We start from the raw sequence: 19,597 nt of genomic DNA, 5'->3' as shown, positions 1-19,597 counted from the left end.
TTCCAGTTAATCCTCTTCTTTTACCTTCTTAACTCATTCAATACCCATTCAAAATGCGCACCCACTGCATGGAATTTTAATTCTCTGCTTTGTTCATCAATATAAGAGATATTAATTTCCAATCGTTCAAAAGGAAGATAATCTTCAATAAAAGATGCCCATTCAACAACGGAAATACCATTACCATTGAAATACTCATCAAACCCTATATCCTCATCGGAATACTCCAACCTATAGACATCCATATGATATAGTGGAAGTTCTCCTTCATATTCTTTAATTATAGTAAAGGTTGGACTGCTGACACTTCTTTTCACGCCAAGACCTTCAGCCAGACCTTTTGTAAATGTTGTTTTGCCTGCCCCAAGATCACCTTCCAAAGTAATAACATCTCCCGGTTTAAGTAAAACTGCCAACTTTTCAGCAATATGCTTTGTCTCTTCCTCTGTACTTGCCTTAATTATATGTGTACTCAATAGCTTCACCTACTTAAAGTGGGTGTATCCACATTTATTTAAACGCTGTTTTTTATTATTTTTCATCATAAACACATTACTATTTTCACTTCTCTCCGTAACAATTCCAATTTCGGATATTTTCGTGTGTGTGTTTTCTGCAGCCTGCACAACAAAGGGCCACTCTTGAGCAGATACAGTACCCATCAGTTCAAAATCCTCTCCCCCAAAGTACTTCCATTCCTGTTGTTGTTTCAAAGAAAATTGGGTATAAAATGGGCTTATTGGAATACTTTCATCATAGAGCAGAATTCCAACGTTAGAGGCTTCTGCAATTTCTGCGGCTTCATTAGCAATTCCATCGCTGATGTCATTTAATGCGATACGAGATAATTTGCTTAAGCTTTTTGCAAATTCTACTCTTGGAGTAGGAGTGCGATGGCGCTGAATAAAAAACTCAGTATGTTCATATGAATTATTTTCTGTTAATAGATGAAGACCTGCACGCGAATCGCCTAGTGTACCAGTTACAAAAACAATATCATCTTTTTGAGCTACACTACGGTAACGAGCCTTTCCGCCTGGTACATAACCTATGACCGTGATGGATATGGTTAATTGTTTACCTGAAACCGTGTCCCCACCTATTAAATCCATTCCATATGAATTCGCCAGTTCCTTCATACCGATAAATATCCCTTCCACTTCTTGTACATGCCAACTCTCCGGTTTAACAAGAGATGTTAAGTAGAACGCCGGAGTAGCTCCCATTGCTGCTAAATCACTGATATTAGCAGCAAGCGCACGATAACCAATGTGAAAAGCTTGCATTGTATCTCTAGAAAAGTGAATTCCTTCCACAAATGTATCCACTGCAGTTACAATATCCTCTGAAGTTTGACGAAACACTGCAGCATCATCACCAATCCCCTTCAAAAGAGAGGATTGTTTATAAGAGCGTTGTTTTATTGAATCGATAAAAGAGAATTCATCCATGTAACTATCACCATCTTCTCAGTAACTATACTTATGATAGCAAAAAAATCACCAAAATGAAAAAGGTATCATTATTTCTTTAAACTAACAAGGTAGTTTACAACCTAAAATGTACAAGATCTAACTTAATAGGAATCCTATACATTAAAAAACACATGACATTCTATAAAAGAATTCATGTGTGGTTATATTCTATGTATTTATTTAAAAGTGGCGGTCCGGACGGGACTCGAACCCGCGACCTCCTGCGTGACAGGCAGGCATTCTAACCAACTGAACTACCGGACCATTATTAATCATTTACCAACTAGCCTAGTAATCAGTTAACATAGTTAGTTGAATTAATTTGGTTGCACTCCAAAGTACTACTTATATTCAACTAGCATAGATGTGAATCAACGTAGTTAGTTGAATTAATTTGGTTGCGGGGGCAGGATTTGAACCTGCGACCTTTGGGTTATGAGCCCAACGAGCTACCAGACTGCTCCACCCCGCGATATGAGTTATAAAGTAAAATGTTACCTGTTTTCATCTAACTAAACCCAACTGCTCGTCGTGTTGCTAGAAAATTCACTGATGTAGCACTCCTCGCAAGCCTGCACTTGGCAGCTTACTCAATGATGTTGACGGCTTGCTCCACCCCGCGATATGAGTTATAAAGTAAAAATGTCTTACGGCCTGGCGGCGTCCTACTCTTGCAGGGACAAAGTCCCAACTACCATCGGCGCTGGAGAGCTTAACTTCTGTGTTCGGCATGGGAACAGGTGTGACCTCTCCGCTATTGCTACCAGACCATCCTTAAAAACAAGGACAAGACATATTATATGCATTTTCGCGAAAAAATGCAAGGGTTTTTTTAAATTTATACCCTAAAAACTAAATAAGAGGGAAACAACGACATTCAAAGAAGAAAATTAGTTAAGTCCTCGATCTATTAGTATCCGTCAGCTCCACGTGTCACCACGCTTCCACCTCGGACCTATCAACCTCATCGTCTCTGAGGGATCTTACTCACTCGAAGTGATGGGAAGTCTCATCTTGAGGGGGGCTTCATGCTTAGATGCTTTCAGCACTTATCCTTACCACACGTAGCTACCCAGCTATGCTCCTGGCGGAACAACTGGTACACCAGCGGTGTGTCCATCCCGGTCCTCTCGTACTAAGGACAGCTCCTCTCAAACTTCCAACGCCCACGACGGATAGGGACCGAACTGTCTCACGACGTTCTGAACCCAGCTCGCGTACCGCTTTAATGGGCGAACAGCCCAACCCTTGGGACCGACTACAGCCCCAGGATGCGATGAGCCGACATCGAGGTGCCAAACCTCCCCGTCGATGTGAACTCTTGGGGGAGATAAGCCTGTTATCCCCGGGGTAGCTTTTATCCGTTGAGCGATGGCCCTTCCATGCGGAACCACCGGATCACTAAGCCCGACTTTCGTCCCTGCTCGACTTGTAGGTCTCGCAGTCAAGCTCCCTTCTGCCTTTACACTCTGCGAATGATTTCCAACCATTCTGAGGGAACCTTTGGGCGCCTCCGTTACCTTTTGGGAGGCGACCGCCCCAGTCAAACTGCCCGCCTGACACTGTCTCCGGACCGGATCACGGCCCTGGGTTAGAATGGTCGTACAGCCAGGGTGGTATCCCACGGATGCCTCCACCGAAGCTGGCGCTCCGGTTTTCAAGGCTCCCACCTATCCTGTACAAGCTGTACAAACATTCAATATCAGGCTACAGTAAAGCTCCACGGGGTCTTTCCGTCCTGTCGCGGGTAATGCGCATCTTCACGCATAGTATAATTTCACCGGGTCTCTCGTTGAGACAGTGCCCAAGTCGTTGCACCTTTCGTGCGGGTCGGAACTTACCCGACAAGGAATTTCGCTACCTTAGGACCGTTATAGTTACGGCCGCCGTTTACTGGGGCTTCGGTTCTGCGCTTCGCGTAAGCTAACGCTTCCCCTTAACCTTCCAGCACCGGGCAGGTGTCAGCCCCTATACTTCGCCTTTCGGCTTCGCAGAGACCTGTGTTTTTGCTAAACAGTCGCTTGGGCCTATTCACTGCGGCTCCTCCTTAAAGGAGCACCCCTTCTCCCGAAGTTACGGGGTCATTTTGCCGAGTTCCTTAACGAGAGTTCTCCCGCTCACCTTAGGATTCTCTCCTCGCCTACCTGTGTCGGTTTGCGGTACGGGCACCTATGAACTCACTAGAGGATTTTCTTGGCAGTGTGAAATCAGGAACTTCGGTACTCCATTTCCCTCCCCATCACAGCTTGAAATTGTTGGACGGATTTGCCTATCCAACTTTCTCACTGCTTGGGCGCACACATCCATCGGTGCGCATTCCTTATCCTACTGCGTCCCCCCATCGTTCAAACGCTCATGAGGTGGTACAGGAATATCTACCTGTTGTCCATCGCCTACGCCTTTCGGCCTCGGCTTAGGTCCCGACTAACCCTGAGAGGACGAGCCTTCCTCAGGAAACCTTAGGCTTTCGGTGAAAGAGATTCTCACTCTTTTTTCGCTACTCATACCGGCATTCTCACTTCCAAGCGCTCCACCAGTCCTCACGGTCTGACTTCACAGCACTTGGAACGCTCTCCTACCATTGTTCGTAAGAACAATCCGCAGCTTCGGTGATACGTTTAGCCCCGGTACATTTTCGGCGCAGAGTCACTCGACCAGTGAGCTATTACGCACTCTTTAAATGATGGCTGCTTCTAAGCCAACATCCTGGTTGTCTGGGCAACTCCACATCCTTTTCCACTTAACGTATACTTTGGGACCTTAGCTGGCGGTCTGGGCTGTTTCCCTTTCGACTATGAACCTTATCACCCATAGTCTGACTCCCAAGTCTAAGTAGCTGGCATTCGGAGTTTGACTGAATTCGGTAACCCGATGAGGGCCCCTAGTCCAATCAGTGCTCTACCTCCAGTACTCATTTTCTTGAGGCTAGCCCTAAAGCTATTTCGGAGAGAACCAGCTATCTCCGTGTTCGATTGGCATTTCACCCCTACCCACACCTCATCCCCGCATTTTTCAACATACGTGGGTTCGGGCCTCCAGTCAGTGTTACCTGACCTTCACCCTGGACATGGGTAGATCACACGGTTTCGGGTCTACGACCACATACTCAAATCGCCCTATTCAGACTCGCTTTCGCTGCGGCTCCGTGTCTTCCACTTAACCTTGCATGGGATCGTAACTCGCCGGTCCATTCTACAAAAGGTATGCCGTCACCCATTAACGGGCTTCGACTACTTGTAGGCACACGGTTTCAGGTTCTCTTTCACTCCCCTTCCGGGGTGCTTTTCACCTTTCCCTCACGGTACTGGTTCACTATCGGTCACTAGGGAGTATTTAGCCTTGGGAGATGGTCCTCCCGGATTCCGACGGAATTTCTCGTGTTCCGCCGTACTCAGGATACACTCCGGAGAGAATTCCTTTTCGATTACAGGGCTCTTACCTGCTATGGCTGATCGTTCCAGATCGATTCATCTAAAGAATTCCTTTGTAACTCCAAAGGAGTGTCCTACAACCCCAGAAAGCAAGCTTTCTGGTTTGGGCTAATTCCGTTTCGCTCGCCGCTACTTGGGAAATCGCATTTGCTTTCTCTTCCTCCGGGTACTGAGATGTTTCAGTTCCCCGGGTCTGCCTCACATAGCCTATGTATTCAGCTATGCGTACTGTTCCATTACGAACAGTGGGTTCCCCCATTCGGAAATTCTCGGATCAACGTCTACTTACGACTCCCCGAGACATATCGGTGTTAGTCCCGTCCTTCATCGGCTCCTAGTGCCAAGGCATCCACCGTGCGCCCTTATTCACTTAACTATTTTTACAATGAATAAGCGTGCTAATTTCTTAGCCTTGCTTTATATCTAAAATTAATCCAGCTTCAACTTCTAGCAGCTAGCGTAATAGTTAATCTCCCTTCCAATCCTCCAAAACCAGAGGACTTCCAGTGAGTTTATCTATTCGTACGCTGCTGAACAGTCGTTTCAGCTTTCTATTTGATGTCGTTGTTACTCTTATTTAGTTTTCAAGGTACAAAAAGAGAGATTCGCTCTCTCAAAACTGAACCAAACAACCATGTATGTCCTTACCGGAAGACCCGAAGGTCCTCGGCGTTCCGTTCTAAATCCTTAGAAAGGAGGTGATCCAGCCGCACCTTCCGATACGGCTACCTTGTTACGACTTCACCCCAATCATTGGTCCCACCTTCGGCGGCTGGCTCCAAAAGGTTACCTCACCGACTTCGGGTGTTACCAACTCTCGTGGTGTGACGGGCGGTGTGTACAAGGCCCGGGAACGTATTCACCGCGGCATGCTGATCCGCGATTACTAGCGATTCCGGCTTCATGCAGGCGAGTTGCAGCCTGCAATCCGAACTGAGAATGGCTTTATGGGATTTGCTTGACCTCGCGGTTTTGCTTCCCTTTGTTCCATCCATTGTAGCACGTGTGTAGCCCAGGTCATAAGGGGCATGATGATTTGACGTCATCCCCACCTTCCTCCGGTTTGTCACCGGCAGTCACCTTAGAGTGCCCAACTAAATGCTGGCAACTAAGATCAAGGGTTGCGCTCGTTGCGGGACTTAACCCAACATCTCACGACACGAGCTGACGACAACCATGCACCACCTGTCACTCTGTCCCCGAAGGGAACTCGGTATCTCTACCGATTGCAGAGGATGTCAAGACCTGGTAAGGTTCTTCGCGTTGCGTCGAATTAAACCACATGCTCCACCGCTTGTGCGGGCCCCCGTCAATTCTTTTGAGTTTCAGCCTTGCGGCCGTACTCCCCAGGCGGAGTGCTTAATGCGTTAACTTCAGCACTAAGGGGCGGAAACCCCCTAACACCTAGCACTCATCGTTTACGGCGTGGACTACCAGGGTATCTAATCCTGTTCGCTCCCCACGCTTTCGCGCCTCAGCGTCAGTTACAGACCAGAGAGTCGCCTTCGCCACTGGTGTTCCTCCACATCTCTACGCATTTCACCGCTACACGTGGAATTCCACTCTCCTCTTCTGTACTCAAGTCCTCCAGTTTCCAATGACCCTCCACGGTTAAGCCGTGGGCTTTCACATCAGACTTAAAGGACCGCCTGCGCGCGCTTTACGCCCAATAATTCCGGACAACGCTTGCCCCCTACGTATTACCGCGGCTGCTGGCACGTAGTTAGCCGGGGCTTTCTGGTTAGGTACCGTCAAGGTGCCGCCCTATTCGAACGGCACTTGTTCTTCCCTAACAACAGAGCTTTACGATCCGAAAACCTTCATCACTCACGCGGCGTTGCTCCGTCAGACTTTCGTCCATTGCGGAAGATTCCCTACTGCTGCCTCCCGTAGGAGTCTGGGCCGTGTCTCAGTCCCAGTGTGGCCGATCACCCTCTCAGGTCGGCTACGCATCGTTGCCTTGGTGAGCCGTTACCTCACCAACTAGCTAATGCGCCGCGGGCCCATCTGTAAGTGGTAGCAAGAAGCCACCTTTCAACTTTCCATCAGGTGATGAAAAGTATTATCCGGTATTAGCCCCGGTTTCCCGGGGTTATCCCAGTCTTACAGGCAGGTTGCCCACGTGTTACTCACCCGTCCGCCGCTCGTTCCACAAGCGTCACCTCCGAAGAGGATCAGCTTGCTTCCCGCGCTCGACTTGCATGTATTAGGCACGCCGCCAGCGTTCGTCCTGAGCCAAGATCAAACTCTCCATAAAAGTTTGAATAAGATCGACACCAATCAATCTTATCTCAATGTCTTAGCTGCAGAAGCGTTAACTTCTGGCTTTTAAAAATTAACGAAAAACGTCATGTTTTTCTTGACATACTGGTTGTTTTGTTCAGTTTTCAAAGAGCAAATATGTTGTTGCCTTTTAGTGAAGCAACTTTTAAATCATATCATATCCAAAATAGGATTGTCAACACTTTTTTTAAAAAGTGAGATGGGCCTGAGTGGACTCGAACCACCGACCTCACGCTTATCAGGCGTGCGCTCTAACCAGCTGAGCTACAGGCCCATGTTTGGAGCGGGTGAAGGGAATCGAACCCTCATCATCAGCTTGGAAGGCTGAGGTTTTACCACTAAACTACACCCGCATAATAAAAGAAGATTTATAAAAATATTCTCGATGGTCGGGAAGACAGGATTTGAACCTGCGACCCCATGGTCCCAAACCATGTGCTCTACCAAGCTGAGCTACTTCCCGTATAATGGCGCGCCCGAGAGGAGTCGAACCCCTAACCTCTTGATCCGTAGTCAAACGCTCTATCCAATTGAGCTACGGGCGCAAAAACAACATTTAATACTTTAACATATTGCTCTTCTACAATCAACTTTATCATCAAGTGCGGCCGAGAGGACTTGAACCTCCACGGGGTCGCCCCCACTAGGCCCTCAACCTAGCGCGTCTGCCATTCCGCCACGACCGCATAGATTTAATAGACAATTAAGTTTGATTATAGATGCGGGTGGAGGGAGTTGAACCCCCACGTCCGAAGACACTAGATCCTAAGTCTAGCGCGTCTGCCAATTCCGCCACACCCGCAAATATATAATTTAAAATGGTGAGCCATGAAGGATTCGAACCTTCGACCCTCTGATTAAAAGTCAGATGCTCTACCAACTGAGCTAATGGCTCATATTAAATGAGTATTTCTATAGTTATGATTCATGTTCATCAAGTGGACCCCTGCTTCTACTTGCTTGTTCAAAGATGTTTTTGCATCGGGGTTACTCGTAGTTTATTCGGTAGATGTATTGCTCGTTGCTCTTCCAACTGAGCTAATGGTTCTTGTTTATCAAATAAAAAAATACTATCAATTAATAGTATATATAACTTTGTTCATTATATAGACTCATTACGTTAACAAATAGCGATATTTCCTCTCCATGAAAATAAAATGGCTGGGCTACTAGGATTCGAACCTAGGATACACGGGATCAAAACCCGATGCCTTACCGCTTGGCTATAGCCCAACATCTGGCGGTCCGGACGGGACTCGAACCCGCGACCTCCTGCGTGACAGGCAGGCATTCTAACCAACTGAACTACCGGACCCAACCTATTTATTTTTAAGAAAAGATGACCCGTACGGGATTCGAACCCGTGTTACCGCCGTGAAAGGGCGGTGTCTTAACCGCTTGACCAACGGGCCATATAAATGGCGGAGAAGGAGGGATTTGAACCCTCGCGCCGCTTACACGACCTACACCCTTAGCAGGGGCGCCTCTTCAGCCACTTGAGTACTTCTCCACTTGGCTCCACAGGTAGGATTCGAACCTACGACCGATCGGTTAACAGCCGATAGCTCTACCACTGAGCTACTGTGGAATAGTATATTAATATTGTATTGGACAACGAAATATATAATACAATATCTATTAACAATTGTCAATAACTTTTTCGTCGAAAAATTAATGACTGTGTCGCTGTAATTTAACAGCTTATTTAATTTAACACGGATGACACATTTCGTCAATAAATAATAGTAATTTTTTTATATTTTTTATTCCTTTACTTCCTTAAGCCTGCCCCTGCATTTACCACAGCTATACTTTTGGGTATTAACCCTTCTTCTCCTATTATATATGAAACCACATTTTTTACATTTGTATATATGCTTGTGTTCTATTTTATGGGAAGGAAGAGGGCTACAATGTCTTGGAGAACCAGTCGCTCTCAATAGGTCTTTGAATTCTTTATCACCATGTTTATATCCCTTACCTTCTATATGGAGATGATAATGGCATAGTTCGTGTTTTATTATTCCGATAAACTCTCCCTTATCACCTTCGATAAAGTATTTGGGGTTTAACTCGACAACTCTTTTATTTGGTATGTATCTACCTCCTGTGGTACGGAGTCTATGGTTAAAGGTCACTTTATCTATGAAGGGTTTTTGAAAATACGTTAACGAAAGCTCGTTAACAAGAGAGAAAAGCTCTTTTTCATTTAATAATTGCATCATTTTCTCCCTTCCTCCTTTTGTTATCTCCACTATATTATCATTTTACCGTCGAGCCAGCAAAACACTTTTATTTATAATTACTATAACTAAATATTGATTTTTAATCTATTTGTATTATAATTAATTTACATATTATATCTTGAACTTTTTATCAATTATCCATATTAATTGATAAAATTTGATAAATACTTTTCAACTCTTCATCTATTATAGTAATCATCAAATTGCTTGTCATATTTTAAGTTTATATAGAATATACATACTTTATAATGGATATTTAATAATTACTATGATATTATAATTATTGTAAATAACTTCGGAGGTGCTTTTATAATGAGTGATAAAAATAATAATAATAAGTTAACAACTGCAGCAGGTGCTCCAGTACCTGACTATCAGAACTCCATGACAGCTGGACCTAGAGGACCTATGCTTCTACAAGATGTTTGGTTCTTGGAAAAGCTTGCTCATTTCGATAGAGAAGTGATTCCAGAACGTAGAATGCATGCAAAGGGATCTGGAGCTTATGGTACTTTTACTGTAACAAATGACATTACTAAATATACAAACGCTAAAGTATTTTCAGAAATAGGTAAGAAAACTGACATGTTCGTTCGTTTTTCTTCCGTGGCAGGTGAAAGAGGAGCCGCAGATGCTGAACGGGATATCCGTGGGTTTGCCATGAGGTTTTATACAGAGGAAGGTAACTGGGATCTTGTAGGAAATAACACACCTGTTTTCTTCTTTAGAGATCCATTAATATTCCCGGATTTAAACCATGCTGTTAAGCGTGATCCTCGCACAAATATGAGAAGCGCAAACAACAACTGGGATTTCTGGACGAACCTTCCTGAAGCTCTTCATCAGGTTACAATTGTAATGAGTGAACGCGGAATTCCTAAGTCTTACCGTCATATGCATGGTTTTGGCAGCCATACATTCAGTATGATTAATGATCAAAACGAACGAGTATGGGTGAAATTTCATATGCGTTCCCAACAAGGAATCGAAAATTTAACTGACCAAGAAGCACAGGATCTTGTGGGTGCAGACCGTGAAAGTCATCAACGTGACCTTTATGAAAACATAGAAAATGGAAACTTTCCTAAATGGAAGATGTACATTCAAGTAATGACAGAAGAACAGGCAAATAATATGCCTTATAATCCATTTGACCTCACAAAAGTTTGGTATAAAAAGGACTTCCCATTAATCGAAGTTGGAGAATGGGAGCTTAACCGTAATCCCGATAACTACTTTGCTGAAGTAGAGCAGGCCGCTTTCACGCCTGCTAACGTAGTACCCGGAATAGGATTTTCTCCTGACAAAATGCTACAAGGCAGATTATTCTCATACGGTGATGCACAACGCTACCGTCTTGGTGTAAATCATCATCAAATTCCAGTTAACCAACCAAAATGTCCATTTCATAGCTTCCATCGAGATGGAGCAATGAGGGTTGATGGTAATAAAGGCAGTCAGTTGCATTATGCCCCTAACAGTTATGGTGAGTGGAAAGATCAACCAGAATACAAAGAGCCTAGTCTCGCAATAAACGGGGATGCAGACAGATGGGACTTCCGGGAAGATGATGACAATTACTTCGAACAACCAGGACGTCTATTTAATCTAATGAATCCTGAACAAAAACAACTATTGTTTGAAAACACTGCACGTAACATGCGCGGAGTAGATAAGCACATTAAGCTACGTCATATCAATCATTGCTATAAAGCAGACCCCGCTTATGGAGAAGGGGTAGCCAATGCTTTAGGAATCTCATTAAGCGAAGTAGAAGCTGCAAGTGAAAAAGAATAAATATATACATGGAAAGAGGATGTTCTATGTTTAGAACATCCTCTTCCTTTTGTTATTCGCTTTTAATCATAGATAGAGCTATTCTACCTTTATTTGCATCAATTTGTTCTACCCATACAGTCACTACATCGCCAACTGAGGCTATATCCATAGGGTGTTTCACAAAGGAATTTGACATTTTGGAGATATGCACAAGGCCATCCTGCTTAACTCCAATATCTACAAACACACCGAAATCCACCACATTCCTTACTGTTCCCTGCATTTCCATACCTGGCTTTAAATCTTCTAAGCTTAGTACATTTTGCTTCAACAGAGGCTGTGGAAAGTCATCACGTGGATCGCGCTCGGGACGTCCGAGAGCCCCAATAATATCCAATAAAGTTGGCTCCCCTATTTCTAATTCTTTTGCGAGTTCTTTTTTATCTACTGTGTTTACTTTTTCTCTTAATTTTTCCGAACCGATATCATGTAACTCACAATCAAGTAATTTTAATAGTTGTTCTGTTTGCTTATAACTTTCCGGATGAATTGGCGTACGATCCAAGGGATGATCTCCATCAATAATACGCAAAAATCCGATTCCCTGTTCATAAGTTTTCGCACCCAAACGAGGGATCTTTTTTAACTGCTTTCGATTAGTAAACTTCCCCTCTTCGTTCCGCTGCTTCACAATATTATTAGCCACTGCCTTACTCAAACCGGATACATATTGCAATAGAGATGAAGAAGCAGTATTAACATTCACTCCAACTTGGTTAACCGCAGTTTCTACAACAAAGGTTAAAGATTCATTTAACGCTTTTTGTCCGACATCATGCTGATACTGCCCTACACCAATTGATTTTGGGTCAATTTTAACTAGTTCAGCCAATGGATCCTGAACTCGGCGAGCAATGGAGGCCGCACTTCTTTCTTCTACCTGTAAATCTGGAAATTCCTCACGCGCTAGTTTAGAAGCAGAATACACACTTGCTCCGGCTTCATTAACAATAATGTAAGGAATATCCAGTTTATTTTTTCCTATTACATCTGATATAAACTGTTCTGTTTCTCTTGATGCAGTGCCATTGCCAATTGCTATCAACTCAACGTGATGCTTTCTTATAAAATTCATTACTATCTTTTCTGCACCAGCTGTATCATGCTTTGGAGCCGTCGGATACATCACACCAACGTCAAGCACCTTTCCTGTCTCATCAACTGTCGCAAGTTTACAACCGGTTCGAAATGCAGGGTCGACTCCTAAAATTGTTTTTCCTTTCAATGGAGGTTGTAGTAACAAATTATTAAGATTCTTGGAAAAAACCTCTATTGCCTGTTGTTCGGCTTTTTCAGTTAGCCCGTTCCGTATTTCCCTCTCTACCGATGGCTGAATTAATCTTTTGTAACTATCGTTAATTGCTTCTTTTAACAATTCAACAACCTGCTCACTTGTATCCTGTTTAATTAATTTTTTAACAAGATAGTCATTGATTTTTTCAGCAGGTGGTTCTACTGTAACCTTCAGCACTTCTTCTTTTTCTCCACGGTTCAACGCTAAAATTCGATGTGATACCATGGAACGAATTGCTTCATTAAATTCATAGTACATTTCGTAAACACTTTTTTCATCTTTTTCAGCTGCTTTTAATTCAGAAATGATACTACCACGTTTGAATGTTTCTTCTCTAATATACTCACGGTATTCCGGGTCATCAGAGATCCACTCGGCAATTATATCGTTTACGCCTGCTAACACATCTTCTACGACCTGAAGTTCATGCTCTTCTGATATATATTTCTTTGCTTCGGCGGTCAAGTCGATCTGTTGCTGCTCCCAAACCTGTTTTGCCAGAGGCTCCAGACCTTTTTCTTTGGCGATGGTAGCCTTCGTCCTCCGTTTTTGTTTATACGGGCGGTATAGATCCTCAACTCTTTGTAATTGAGTGGCCTCGTTAATCTCTTTCTCAAGTTCTTCCGTCAGTTTACCTTGTTCGTCAATAATTCTTATTACTTCTTGTTTTCTATCTGAGAGATTCACCGCATATGCCCATTTATCTTGTACAGATTTAATTTGGACTTCATCAAGTCCACCTGTCATTTCTTTTCGATAACGCGCAATAAATGGGACCGTATTTCCTTCATCTAATAAATCGATAACTTTATGTACAATTGAAGTATTAACTTTGGTCTCTTTAGAAACCCATTGCAACAGTTCCATGTTTAACTCATTATCCACATGTCTTCCTCCTTCTTCTATACAATTATTTTATCACTTAAAAAGACAAGACTCCATTAGAAACGAAAATCCTCGCGACACTTGGCAAATCAATGGGTGCTTCCTCTGTAAAATTAATTACTCCATCTAACACAAGATAGTTCATAGTTTATTCATTTTCCGAATCTCTGAATAAACCCAACAAAAATTTTAGAGTCATTATTTTAGAGCCAAAAACAAAAAAAGACCGACATTGTCAGCCTTTTTAACCTTTACTTGTACCTGATTGCAATTAACGTTGTATCATCTTCTTTGACTGCCCCGCTTGTATAATCAAAAACTTTAGTAATCATTTCCACATCTGTGTTCAGTAAAAATTTCTGCGAAAGGTCTTTATCCGAGACGCCATCAGAGAACATAATAAAATTCGTTTCCGGTTCAAGCTTTTCCTGGATCACCTTAAACGGGCGATGGTATCCAGCTAAATAACCAGCATTAGGTATATTACGTATCTTCTTTTTACCCTTAGGAATGGTCATTACTCCTATATTTCCGATCGATGAAAAGGAGTATGTCTTTGTCTTAAAGTCCAATTTTAAGATCCCAACGACCACTCCTCGTTTTCCTGTTAGTTGCTGATTACACTTTTTTATAAGTTGCTCAATGGATGAGTGGATATTACTTTTTATTATTTCGATAACGATTTGGGAAGACTCCTTGGCAAATTCTCCACTCCCCAAACCGTCTGCAATAGCGCAGACAAACTCATTTTCTGTTTCCGTATAAAAGTAACTGTCTCCACAGTAGTAATTACCTTTTTTCGCCTTCTGGAATACAGATACATCTACTCTATTGTAACTCAATCAAATACCTCCGTGCTCTCAGCTTGTATGGCTTCTCTCAATTTACGTAGAGATCGGCGTTGTAGCCTGGAGACATGCATTTGTGAGATCCCTAGCAATTCGCCTGTTTCTTTTTGGCTCATATTATCAAAATACGTACACTGTAAAATCTGCTGCTCCCTTTCTGATAGGATAGGTAGAATTTTCTCCAGCATCATTTTTTGATCAACATTATTATATCCACTTTCGTCATTGCCTACCAAATCCAAAATGGCTACAGTACTGCCATCGGAATCTGCTTCAATCTTTCGATCCACGGATAAAGCCTTGTAACTTTTACCCATTTCCATTGTTTCCAGAACATCTTCTTCTGTGACTTCCAGATAATCAGCAATTTCTTTGATTGAGGGGGATACTTGATTAGCAGTTGTTAATTCATCTACTGCTTTTTTAATTTTCGGGCCAAGTTCTTTGATTCTTCTAGGTACATGGACACTCCATGTTTTATCTCTTATGAATCGCTTTATCTCTCCTATTATTGTTGGAATAGCAAAAGATTCAAAGGATTTACCAAATGATGCATCATACCTTCTCACTGCTGCTAATAATCCAATCATACCTACCTGTACAAGATCCTCGTGAATGGCGCTATTTTTGGAATATTTTCTAGCAATGGACTCTACAAGATCCTTGTAAGTTAGCACAATCTTTTCTTGTACCACTTCATCGGTTGGCTCCTCTTGCAAGTATTCAATCCATTGGTAAACCTCATCTCTTCCGCTATTGTGTGGTTGAGATTTGGTCGTCATCAAAGCCCACCTCTGCTTCATTAAGGTACTTGGTCATTAAAACTATAACCCCATAATTGTTGGTGATTTCTACTTTATCCATTAGAGCATTGATAAGGAATAAGCCAAACCCACCTTCACGCAAATTCTCTACAGATTCTGTATTTTTATATGGTCCGATATCATTTTTAATCTTATTTAAATCAAAGCTTCCACCATGGTCAGCAACCATGATTTCAAGGCGATCTTCATAAATTCCAAAGCCAATCGTTACTTCACCCTCATCCTTTTCATTATAAGCATGAGTTACCGTATTCGTAATAGCCTCAGAAATAGCAACCTTCAAATCCTCAATATCTTCATAGGAAAAACCCATTCGATTGGCAATTCCCGAAATACTCAGGCGTATAACCCCAACATATTCTGCTTTTGCAGGCACCTTCATTTCCACAAAATCAAATTTTTCCATCACTCACTTCCACCCCGAATCGTTGAATTTATGTCCATAATCTCATCTAGACCCGTAATTTTGAATAAGCGCAAAACCCGATCCTGAATGTTAACCAGTTTCATTTTGCTACCGTGTTCTTTCGTTGACTTTAAGGCACTTATAAATACACCAAGACCCGTACTATCCATATAATTCACATTTTCCAGATCAATTTCCATCGTGTGTTCTGGTGTCTTCGTTAACGGTAACACGGCATCCTTTAATTGTGGTGCTGTATATGCATCAATTTCACCCGAAAGGCTTACAATCGACTTCTCTGCTTCATTGGTAATATCAACTGTTAAATTCATATCTTATATCCTCCTATATAGACACAATATATGTAGTAGTACAATTTAATATATTGTATAAACTCTCTACTATCCTTTAACCTTGTACCCAATTTAGTATGTTGCTAAACCTCTCTGCGTAAAATTAACAGAGTAAAGTCATCTCTTAATTCAAAATCCTGCAGTCTCTCAAAATGCTTGTATACCTTATTGACCATTTCTTGAGCGGGTAAATCTTCATAAGATTTTATTACTTCAAGGATTTCCTCGCTTTCAATAAACCGATCACCATCTCTACATTCTGTAACGCCATCTGTTAGTAGGATAACCATATCTCCTTTGTTAACCTTCAACTCATACTGCTCGTATTCGGCATCTGAAGAAACGCCGAGCACAAGGCCTTTTGTTTCAATTTCAGTAAATGTTCCTTTTTCTGAATCATAATAAAAACCTGGCTCATGCCCTGCAGAAGCATAATGGAGTTTGTGTTCACATGGAAGATACTGAGCATAAAGCATGGTAATAAACATGCTTGCATCCACGTTTCTTTCTACAACCCGATTTAAATTTTTAAGGATAGACTTTGGCTCCATGGAATCCTCTGGATAGCTATCCATAGAATATTTAATCATGGACATACATAAAGCAGCTGGTATCCCTTTTCCGATAACATCTGCTATCGCTATTCCTAACGAACCATTTTTTCCTTTTACAAAGTGATGATAGTCTCCATTCATTTGATGGGCAGGAACGCTGATAACACCTATATCCAACCCTTCGATCTCCGGCTTTGTCGTCCCTAATAATGTATTTTGCATGCTTGCAGCAACAGAAATCTCTGACTTAATTTCAAATTGCTTTTCTCTTAGCATTTGGAATTCTTGATGTGCCAGTCCATAAGAGATCATGGCTTCCAGTAAAAAATTCATGGAGTGCTGGAATTTTTCCGACATTTCCGGATAAAGTTCAGCAAGAGCCTGAATATGCAAGTTCACAATTTCTTCAGGTAGTATATGATTTTTAATAAAGGACTTACTGACCTGTTCAACTCCATACAGGGATTGTTCATCTTGTGTGTCAATATAATGTTTTAATAAGTCTTTATAATTTGCTGCATCCAATTTTATTACGTCATCCATCCTGGATCTCCCACCTCATTCTCCTCAAATTCCTGGCCTATATAAAGATGTGTACAACCTTAGTATAAGGATGTACACATCTTTATTCTTCGTTCAGACACAATGGAAACGAATTTTATCTTGTCCATTTAATTGCTTTAATTCTTGTGCCCGTTCCTACTTCAGACTGCACATCAAATTCATCCATTAGTCTTTTTACACCTGGAAGTCCGGCTCCTAATCCCCCCGAAGTGGAGTAACCATCTTCCATTACCTGGCTAATATCTTCAATTCCTGGTCCATTATCCGTAGCTAACATTACTAAACCTTTCTGGTTCATGTTTTCCACTACTTCGAAGCAGATTTGGCCATTTTCCGTGTATAAATATATGTTACGAGCTAATTCGGATATCGCTGTTGCTATTCGAGCTTGGTCAACCGTACCAAAACCCATCTTCTTGGCAATATCACGTCCGAGTTGCCTTGCTCCAACAATATCCCATTCTTTTTGAATTGTTACACAAGATTGAGGGATCATAATCATTCCCCCAATTCCTGGTACAGTTTAATTAGACCTTGTTCTAAGTCAAGTGCAGTTGGGACATTCTTTAAGTGAATACCCAAATCTATTAAGGTCATGGCCACTGCAGGTTGAATACCAGTCAATACTACTTTCGCCCCCATTAAATCTGACATTGTAACAACATCCCCTAGAACTTTTGCAATAAATGAGTCAATTATATCTACGGATGTTAGGTCAATGACAACTCCTGATGAACCACTTTGATGAATTTTATTTAATAGATCTTCCTGAAATTGTATTGCTGTATTATCATCAATCTCGGTTTGTATGGAAATTAAGAGATAATTATGAAGCTTTAAAATCGGTATTCGCATCTAGATCACTCTCCTCGTAAAGACTCGATCATTTTTTCAATACTTTCATCATTGTCTTCAAGGTCAATAACTTTTCGGTTTGTAATTTCCAGAGCTCTAGTAAATCCTTTTCTTAGAGAGCTTTTTTGTTGGAAATTTACCTAAGTCTATACCTAGATTTACAATTGTTTGTGCTATTTCAGGGCGAATACCAACTAAGATACAGGTAGAACCGATGAGTCTTACTGCTTCAGCCGCCTGTATAATATGATGGGCAACCATTGTATCTACCACAGGTACACCTGTGATATCAATCAATACTACCTCGGAATTATGTTTAATAACACCTTCAAGCAGATTTTCCATAATTAGCTTCGCGCGTTCTGTATCTATGGTCCCTATCAACGGCATAACAGTGATCCGGTCCATCACAGGGATCAGCGGGGCTGATAGTTCTTGTAATGCTACTCGTTGCAAAGACACAATATGTTCCCAGCTACCCGAGTACTCATTGACAAGCTGCCTAATAAGTGGTTCAACCCAAACATCCACACTCTTCATTACATCTGATATATGTGCGGAATCTACTTGCACAGACTGTCCCAAAATGTAATCAACAGAGACTCTTCTAAAAACTTGAAGTCCGTCGGTGATGTAACTTAGCGGCCAGCCCAGATTTATAATTTTTTCAGAAAAATCCTCTACAACTTTAGCTGATCCTTGATTTTTGATACTTGTAAAAATAACATTAACAAATTCTCTGTTTGTACTTTCGAATAATTCGTCGGAAATATTCGCTGTATAGTTGTCTTGTTTAAGAGAGTTAATCTCAGACATCCACATTTGTACAATAGAGTCACTGTTTTCAATAACTATTTTTTTAAAATCCTGGCTCATTCTCTTCCCCCCATAATCGAGTCTACTGCCACTATTACGATTAAATTAGCTATCTGTAATAAGGTAATAAAGCACACATGTACGAATCGTTAGTATTATATGTTTCTAATTGTACCATAAAAGAATATTTATTTAAAAAATCCCACTCTCCACCATTTTAAAAAGAATAACCTCCATAGAAAATAGCGTTAAAAATGGTATATAATTAGTCTCTGTTCAGTAGCTATGCCTTATCCGCTAAAAGAATAATTTATTCATCTTAGAAAGATGAAGCATGCTTATAGCCAGAAACAATGCTAGTCTAAATCTTAGGATCTACTGCAAATGTCGGGGTAGAAACGTATTTAGTTTTCATAGTTGGAGAAAACTCCGAACTAACTTGGCTTATAAAAAGCTCAGTGAAATATTTGAGAAGACGCGCCCCATTGATTTCCGTTGCATGCGGACGCTTTCCGCCGGCATGGCTTCAGCCGCTTCCTCCGCTACGCTCCGTGCAGGGTCTTAAGCTCATGCTATTCCGGCAGGAGTCGCCGCATTCCACTCCAATCAATTCGTACACAGCACATTCTGGATCTATGTGAACGCAATTTTTCTTCGTAGATATAATAGGAAATAGTAGCGAAGGGGAAATATGGAGACGGGAGGAGAGGCCTAGATGAGACCCCGGAACGCGGTATAGAGGTTGGAAGGCTAAAGTCGCGACGTCCTGGGGCTGCGCATACTCGCCCCACCAAACCCCATTGTCGCAACGCCTTCATGACCAACATCGTGTTGGCCCGAGGCTCATCAGCCGCCCGCGGAAAGCGGAATATTTCCCCGTAGCGGTGATTTACGCAGCCTCTATATTCTTAGTTACGTCGGAGT

General features: G+C 42.1%; 12 protein-coding genes, 14 tRNA genes, 3 rRNA genes and 1 pseudogene. 1 reads left to right on the top strand and 29 read right to left on the bottom strand.

All coding sequences use genetic code 11. The features are described 5' to 3' along the window. Positions 1–20 precede the first annotated feature (20 nt). The 20 genes from tsaE to X953_RS02890 form a co-directional block, all read right to left on the bottom strand. Entirely contained in the window at positions 21–476 is a 456-nt protein-coding gene (gene tsaE / locus X953_RS02985; protein WP_040954290.1) for a tRNA (adenosine(37)-N6)-threonylcarbamoyltransferase complex ATPase subunit type 1 TsaE, read from the bottom strand. Between the two features lie 9 nt (positions 477–485). Further along, positions 486–1,451 carry a thiamine-phosphate kinase gene (gene thiL, locus X953_RS02980; protein ID WP_040954289.1) on the bottom strand — a complete coding sequence of 322 codons (966 nt, stop codon included), beginning with the start codon at positions 1,449–1,451 and terminating at the stop codon, positions 486–488. A 211-nt stretch (positions 1,452–1,662) separates the two neighbouring features. After that, positions 1,663–1,739 (bottom strand) — tRNA-Asp (locus X953_RS02975). A 131-nt stretch (positions 1,740–1,870) separates the two neighbouring features. Continuing rightward, positions 1,871–1,947 (bottom strand) — tRNA-Met (locus X953_RS02970). A 180-nt stretch (positions 1,948–2,127) separates the two neighbouring features. Next, positions 2,128–2,243 (bottom strand): 5S ribosomal RNA (rrf, locus tag X953_RS02965). Positions 2,244–2,365: 122 nt separating this feature from the next. After that, positions 2,366–5,282, bottom strand: a 23S ribosomal RNA gene (locus X953_RS02960). 315 nt (positions 5,283–5,597) lie between these two features. Then, positions 5,598–7,163: ribosomal RNA gene (locus X953_RS02955) — 16S ribosomal RNA — on the bottom strand. The 16S, 23S and 5S rRNA genes sit together here with 14 tRNA genes alongside, the layout of an rRNA operon. 226 nt (positions 7,164–7,389) lie before the next feature. Further along, a tRNA-Ile gene (locus tag X953_RS02950) sits at positions 7,390–7,463 on the bottom strand. 5 nt (positions 7,464–7,468) lie between these two features. Beyond that, positions 7,469–7,542 (bottom strand) — tRNA-Gly (locus tag X953_RS02945). 33 nt (positions 7,543–7,575) lie between these two features. Then, positions 7,576–7,652, bottom strand: a tRNA-Pro gene (locus tag X953_RS02940). A gap of 5 nt (positions 7,653–7,657) precedes the next feature. Beyond that, positions 7,658–7,734 (bottom strand) — tRNA-Arg (locus X953_RS02935). Between the two features lie 58 nt (positions 7,735–7,792). Next, a tRNA-Leu gene (locus X953_RS02930) sits at positions 7,793–7,875 on the bottom strand. A 34-nt stretch (positions 7,876–7,909) separates the two neighbouring features. Beyond that, positions 7,910–7,991 (bottom strand) — tRNA-Leu (locus tag X953_RS02925). A 17-nt stretch (positions 7,992–8,008) separates the two neighbouring features. After that, positions 8,009–8,084 (bottom strand) — tRNA-Lys (locus tag X953_RS02920). 263 nt (positions 8,085–8,347) lie between these two features. After that, positions 8,348–8,422, bottom strand: a tRNA-Gln gene (locus X953_RS02915). A gap of 5 nt (positions 8,423–8,427) precedes the next feature. Next, positions 8,428–8,504 (bottom strand) — tRNA-Asp (locus tag X953_RS02910). A 25-nt stretch (positions 8,505–8,529) separates the two neighbouring features. Then, positions 8,530–8,601: transfer RNA gene (locus tag X953_RS02905), tRNA-Glu, on the bottom strand. A gap of 7 nt (positions 8,602–8,608) precedes the next feature. Beyond that, positions 8,609–8,699: transfer RNA gene (locus X953_RS02900), tRNA-Ser, on the bottom strand. Between the two features lie 3 nt (positions 8,700–8,702). Then, a tRNA-Asn gene (locus X953_RS02895) sits at positions 8,703–8,777 on the bottom strand. A 175-nt stretch (positions 8,778–8,952) separates the two neighbouring features. Continuing rightward, positions 8,953–9,411, bottom strand: coding sequence for a SprT family protein (locus X953_RS02890; RefSeq protein ID WP_040956934.1), 459 nt, complete (start codon positions 9,409–9,411; stop codon positions 8,953–8,955). A gap of 336 nt (positions 9,412–9,747) precedes the next feature. On the opposite strand from X953_RS02890, the gene X953_RS02885 reads away from it, so the two are divergent. Further along, on the top strand, positions 9,748–11,232 hold the full coding sequence (locus X953_RS02885) for a catalase (protein ID WP_040954288.1): 1,485 nt from the start codon (positions 9,748–9,750) through the stop codon (positions 11,230–11,232). Positions 11,233–11,284: 52 nt separating this feature from the next. On the opposite strand, the gene X953_RS02880 is transcribed toward X953_RS02885, so the two are convergent. The 9 genes and pseudogenes from X953_RS02880 to X953_RS02840 form a co-directional block, all read right to left on the bottom strand. After that, positions 11,285–13,435: a Tex family protein gene (locus tag X953_RS02880; protein ID WP_040956933.1), complete on the bottom strand. Its 2,151-nt coding sequence runs from the start codon at positions 13,433–13,435 to the stop codon at positions 11,285–11,287. Positions 13,436–13,704: 269 nt separating this feature from the next. Next, positions 13,705–14,295, bottom strand: coding sequence for a protein phosphatase 2C domain-containing protein (locus tag X953_RS02875; protein WP_040954287.1), 591 nt, complete (start codon positions 14,293–14,295; stop codon positions 13,705–13,707). Next, positions 14,292–15,083: an RNA polymerase sigma factor SigB gene (sigB, locus tag X953_RS02870; RefSeq protein WP_040954286.1), complete on the bottom strand. Its 792-nt coding sequence runs from the start codon at positions 15,081–15,083 to the stop codon at positions 14,292–14,294. The genes X953_RS02875 and sigB overlap by 4 nt, the downstream gene beginning before the upstream one ends. After that, a complete protein-coding gene (rsbW, locus tag X953_RS02865) occupies positions 15,055–15,531 on the bottom strand; it encodes an anti-sigma B factor RsbW (protein WP_040954285.1) in 477 nt (158 codons plus the stop codon). The genes sigB and rsbW overlap by 29 nt, the downstream gene beginning before the upstream one ends. Further along, entirely contained in the window at positions 15,531–15,863 is a 333-nt protein-coding gene (locus X953_RS02860) for an STAS domain-containing protein (RefSeq protein ID WP_040954284.1), read from the bottom strand. Before X953_RS02860 ends, rsbW begins: the two co-directional genes overlap by 1 nt. 104 nt (positions 15,864–15,967) lie before the next feature. Then, the gene (locus X953_RS02855; RefSeq protein WP_040954283.1) at positions 15,968–16,981 is read right to left on the bottom strand and encodes a PP2C family protein-serine/threonine phosphatase; all 1,014 of its coding nucleotides are present in this window, start codon (positions 16,979–16,981) and stop codon (positions 15,968–15,970) included. Positions 16,982–17,096: 115 nt separating this feature from the next. Then, positions 17,097–17,498 carry an anti-sigma regulatory factor gene (locus X953_RS02850; RefSeq protein ID WP_040954282.1) on the bottom strand — a complete coding sequence of 134 codons (402 nt, stop codon included), beginning with the start codon at positions 17,496–17,498 and terminating at the stop codon, positions 17,097–17,099. Positions 17,499–17,500: 2 nt separating this feature from the next. Continuing rightward, on the bottom strand, positions 17,501–17,857 hold the full coding sequence (locus tag X953_RS02845; RefSeq protein ID WP_040954281.1) for an STAS domain-containing protein: 357 nt from the start codon (positions 17,855–17,857) through the stop codon (positions 17,501–17,503). A 5-nt stretch (positions 17,858–17,862) separates the two neighbouring features. Then, positions 17,863–18,733 (bottom strand): annotated as a pseudogene (locus X953_RS02840) (RsbT co-antagonist protein RsbRA). Positions 18,734–19,597: the final 864 nt, after the last annotated feature.

This window comes from Virgibacillus sp. SK37, assembly GCF_000725285.1.
Classification (GTDB): Bacteria; Bacillota; Bacilli; order Bacillales; family Amphibacillaceae; genus Virgibacillus_Q.
The sequence above is the reverse complement of the archived record's forward strand: the minus strand, read 5'-3'. Positions and strand labels throughout refer to the sequence as shown.

What these genes read in the sequence shown, in the direction of transcription:
- X953_RS02845 (WP_040954281.1), bottom strand. Translation starts at nt 17,857, where the DNA reads ATGCGAATACCGATTTTAAAGCTTCATAATTATCTCTTAATTTCCATA.
- thiL (WP_040954289.1), bottom strand. Translation starts at nt 1,451, where the DNA reads ATGGATGAATTCTCTTTTATCGATTCAATAAAACAACGCTCTTATAAA.
- X953_RS02850 (WP_040954282.1), bottom strand. Translation starts at nt 17,498, where the DNA reads ATGATCCCTCAATCTTGTGTAACAATTCAAAAAGAATGGGATATTGTT.
- X953_RS02880 (WP_040956933.1), bottom strand. Translation starts at nt 13,435, where the DNA reads ATGGAACTGTTGCAATGGGTTTCTAAAGAGACCAAAGTTAATACTTCA.
- rsbW (WP_040954285.1), bottom strand. Translation starts at nt 15,531, where the DNA reads ATGGAAAAATTTGATTTTGTGGAAATGAAGGTGCCTGCAAAAGCAGAA.
- X953_RS02885 (WP_040954288.1), top strand. Translation starts at nt 9,748, where the DNA reads ATGAGTGATAAAAATAATAATAATAAGTTAACAACTGCAGCAGGTGCT.
- sigB (WP_040954286.1), bottom strand. Translation starts at nt 15,083, where the DNA reads ATGACGACCAAATCTCAACCACACAATAGCGGAAGAGATGAGGTTTAC.
- X953_RS02860 (WP_040954284.1), bottom strand. Translation starts at nt 15,863, where the DNA reads ATGAATTTAACAGTTGATATTACCAATGAAGCAGAGAAGTCGATTGTA.
- X953_RS02890 (WP_040956934.1), bottom strand. Translation starts at nt 9,411, where the DNA reads ATGCAATTATTAAATGAAAAAGAGCTTTTCTCTCTTGTTAACGAGCTT.
- X953_RS02855 (WP_040954283.1), bottom strand. Translation starts at nt 16,981, where the DNA reads ATGGATGACGTAATAAAATTGGATGCAGCAAATTATAAAGACTTATTA.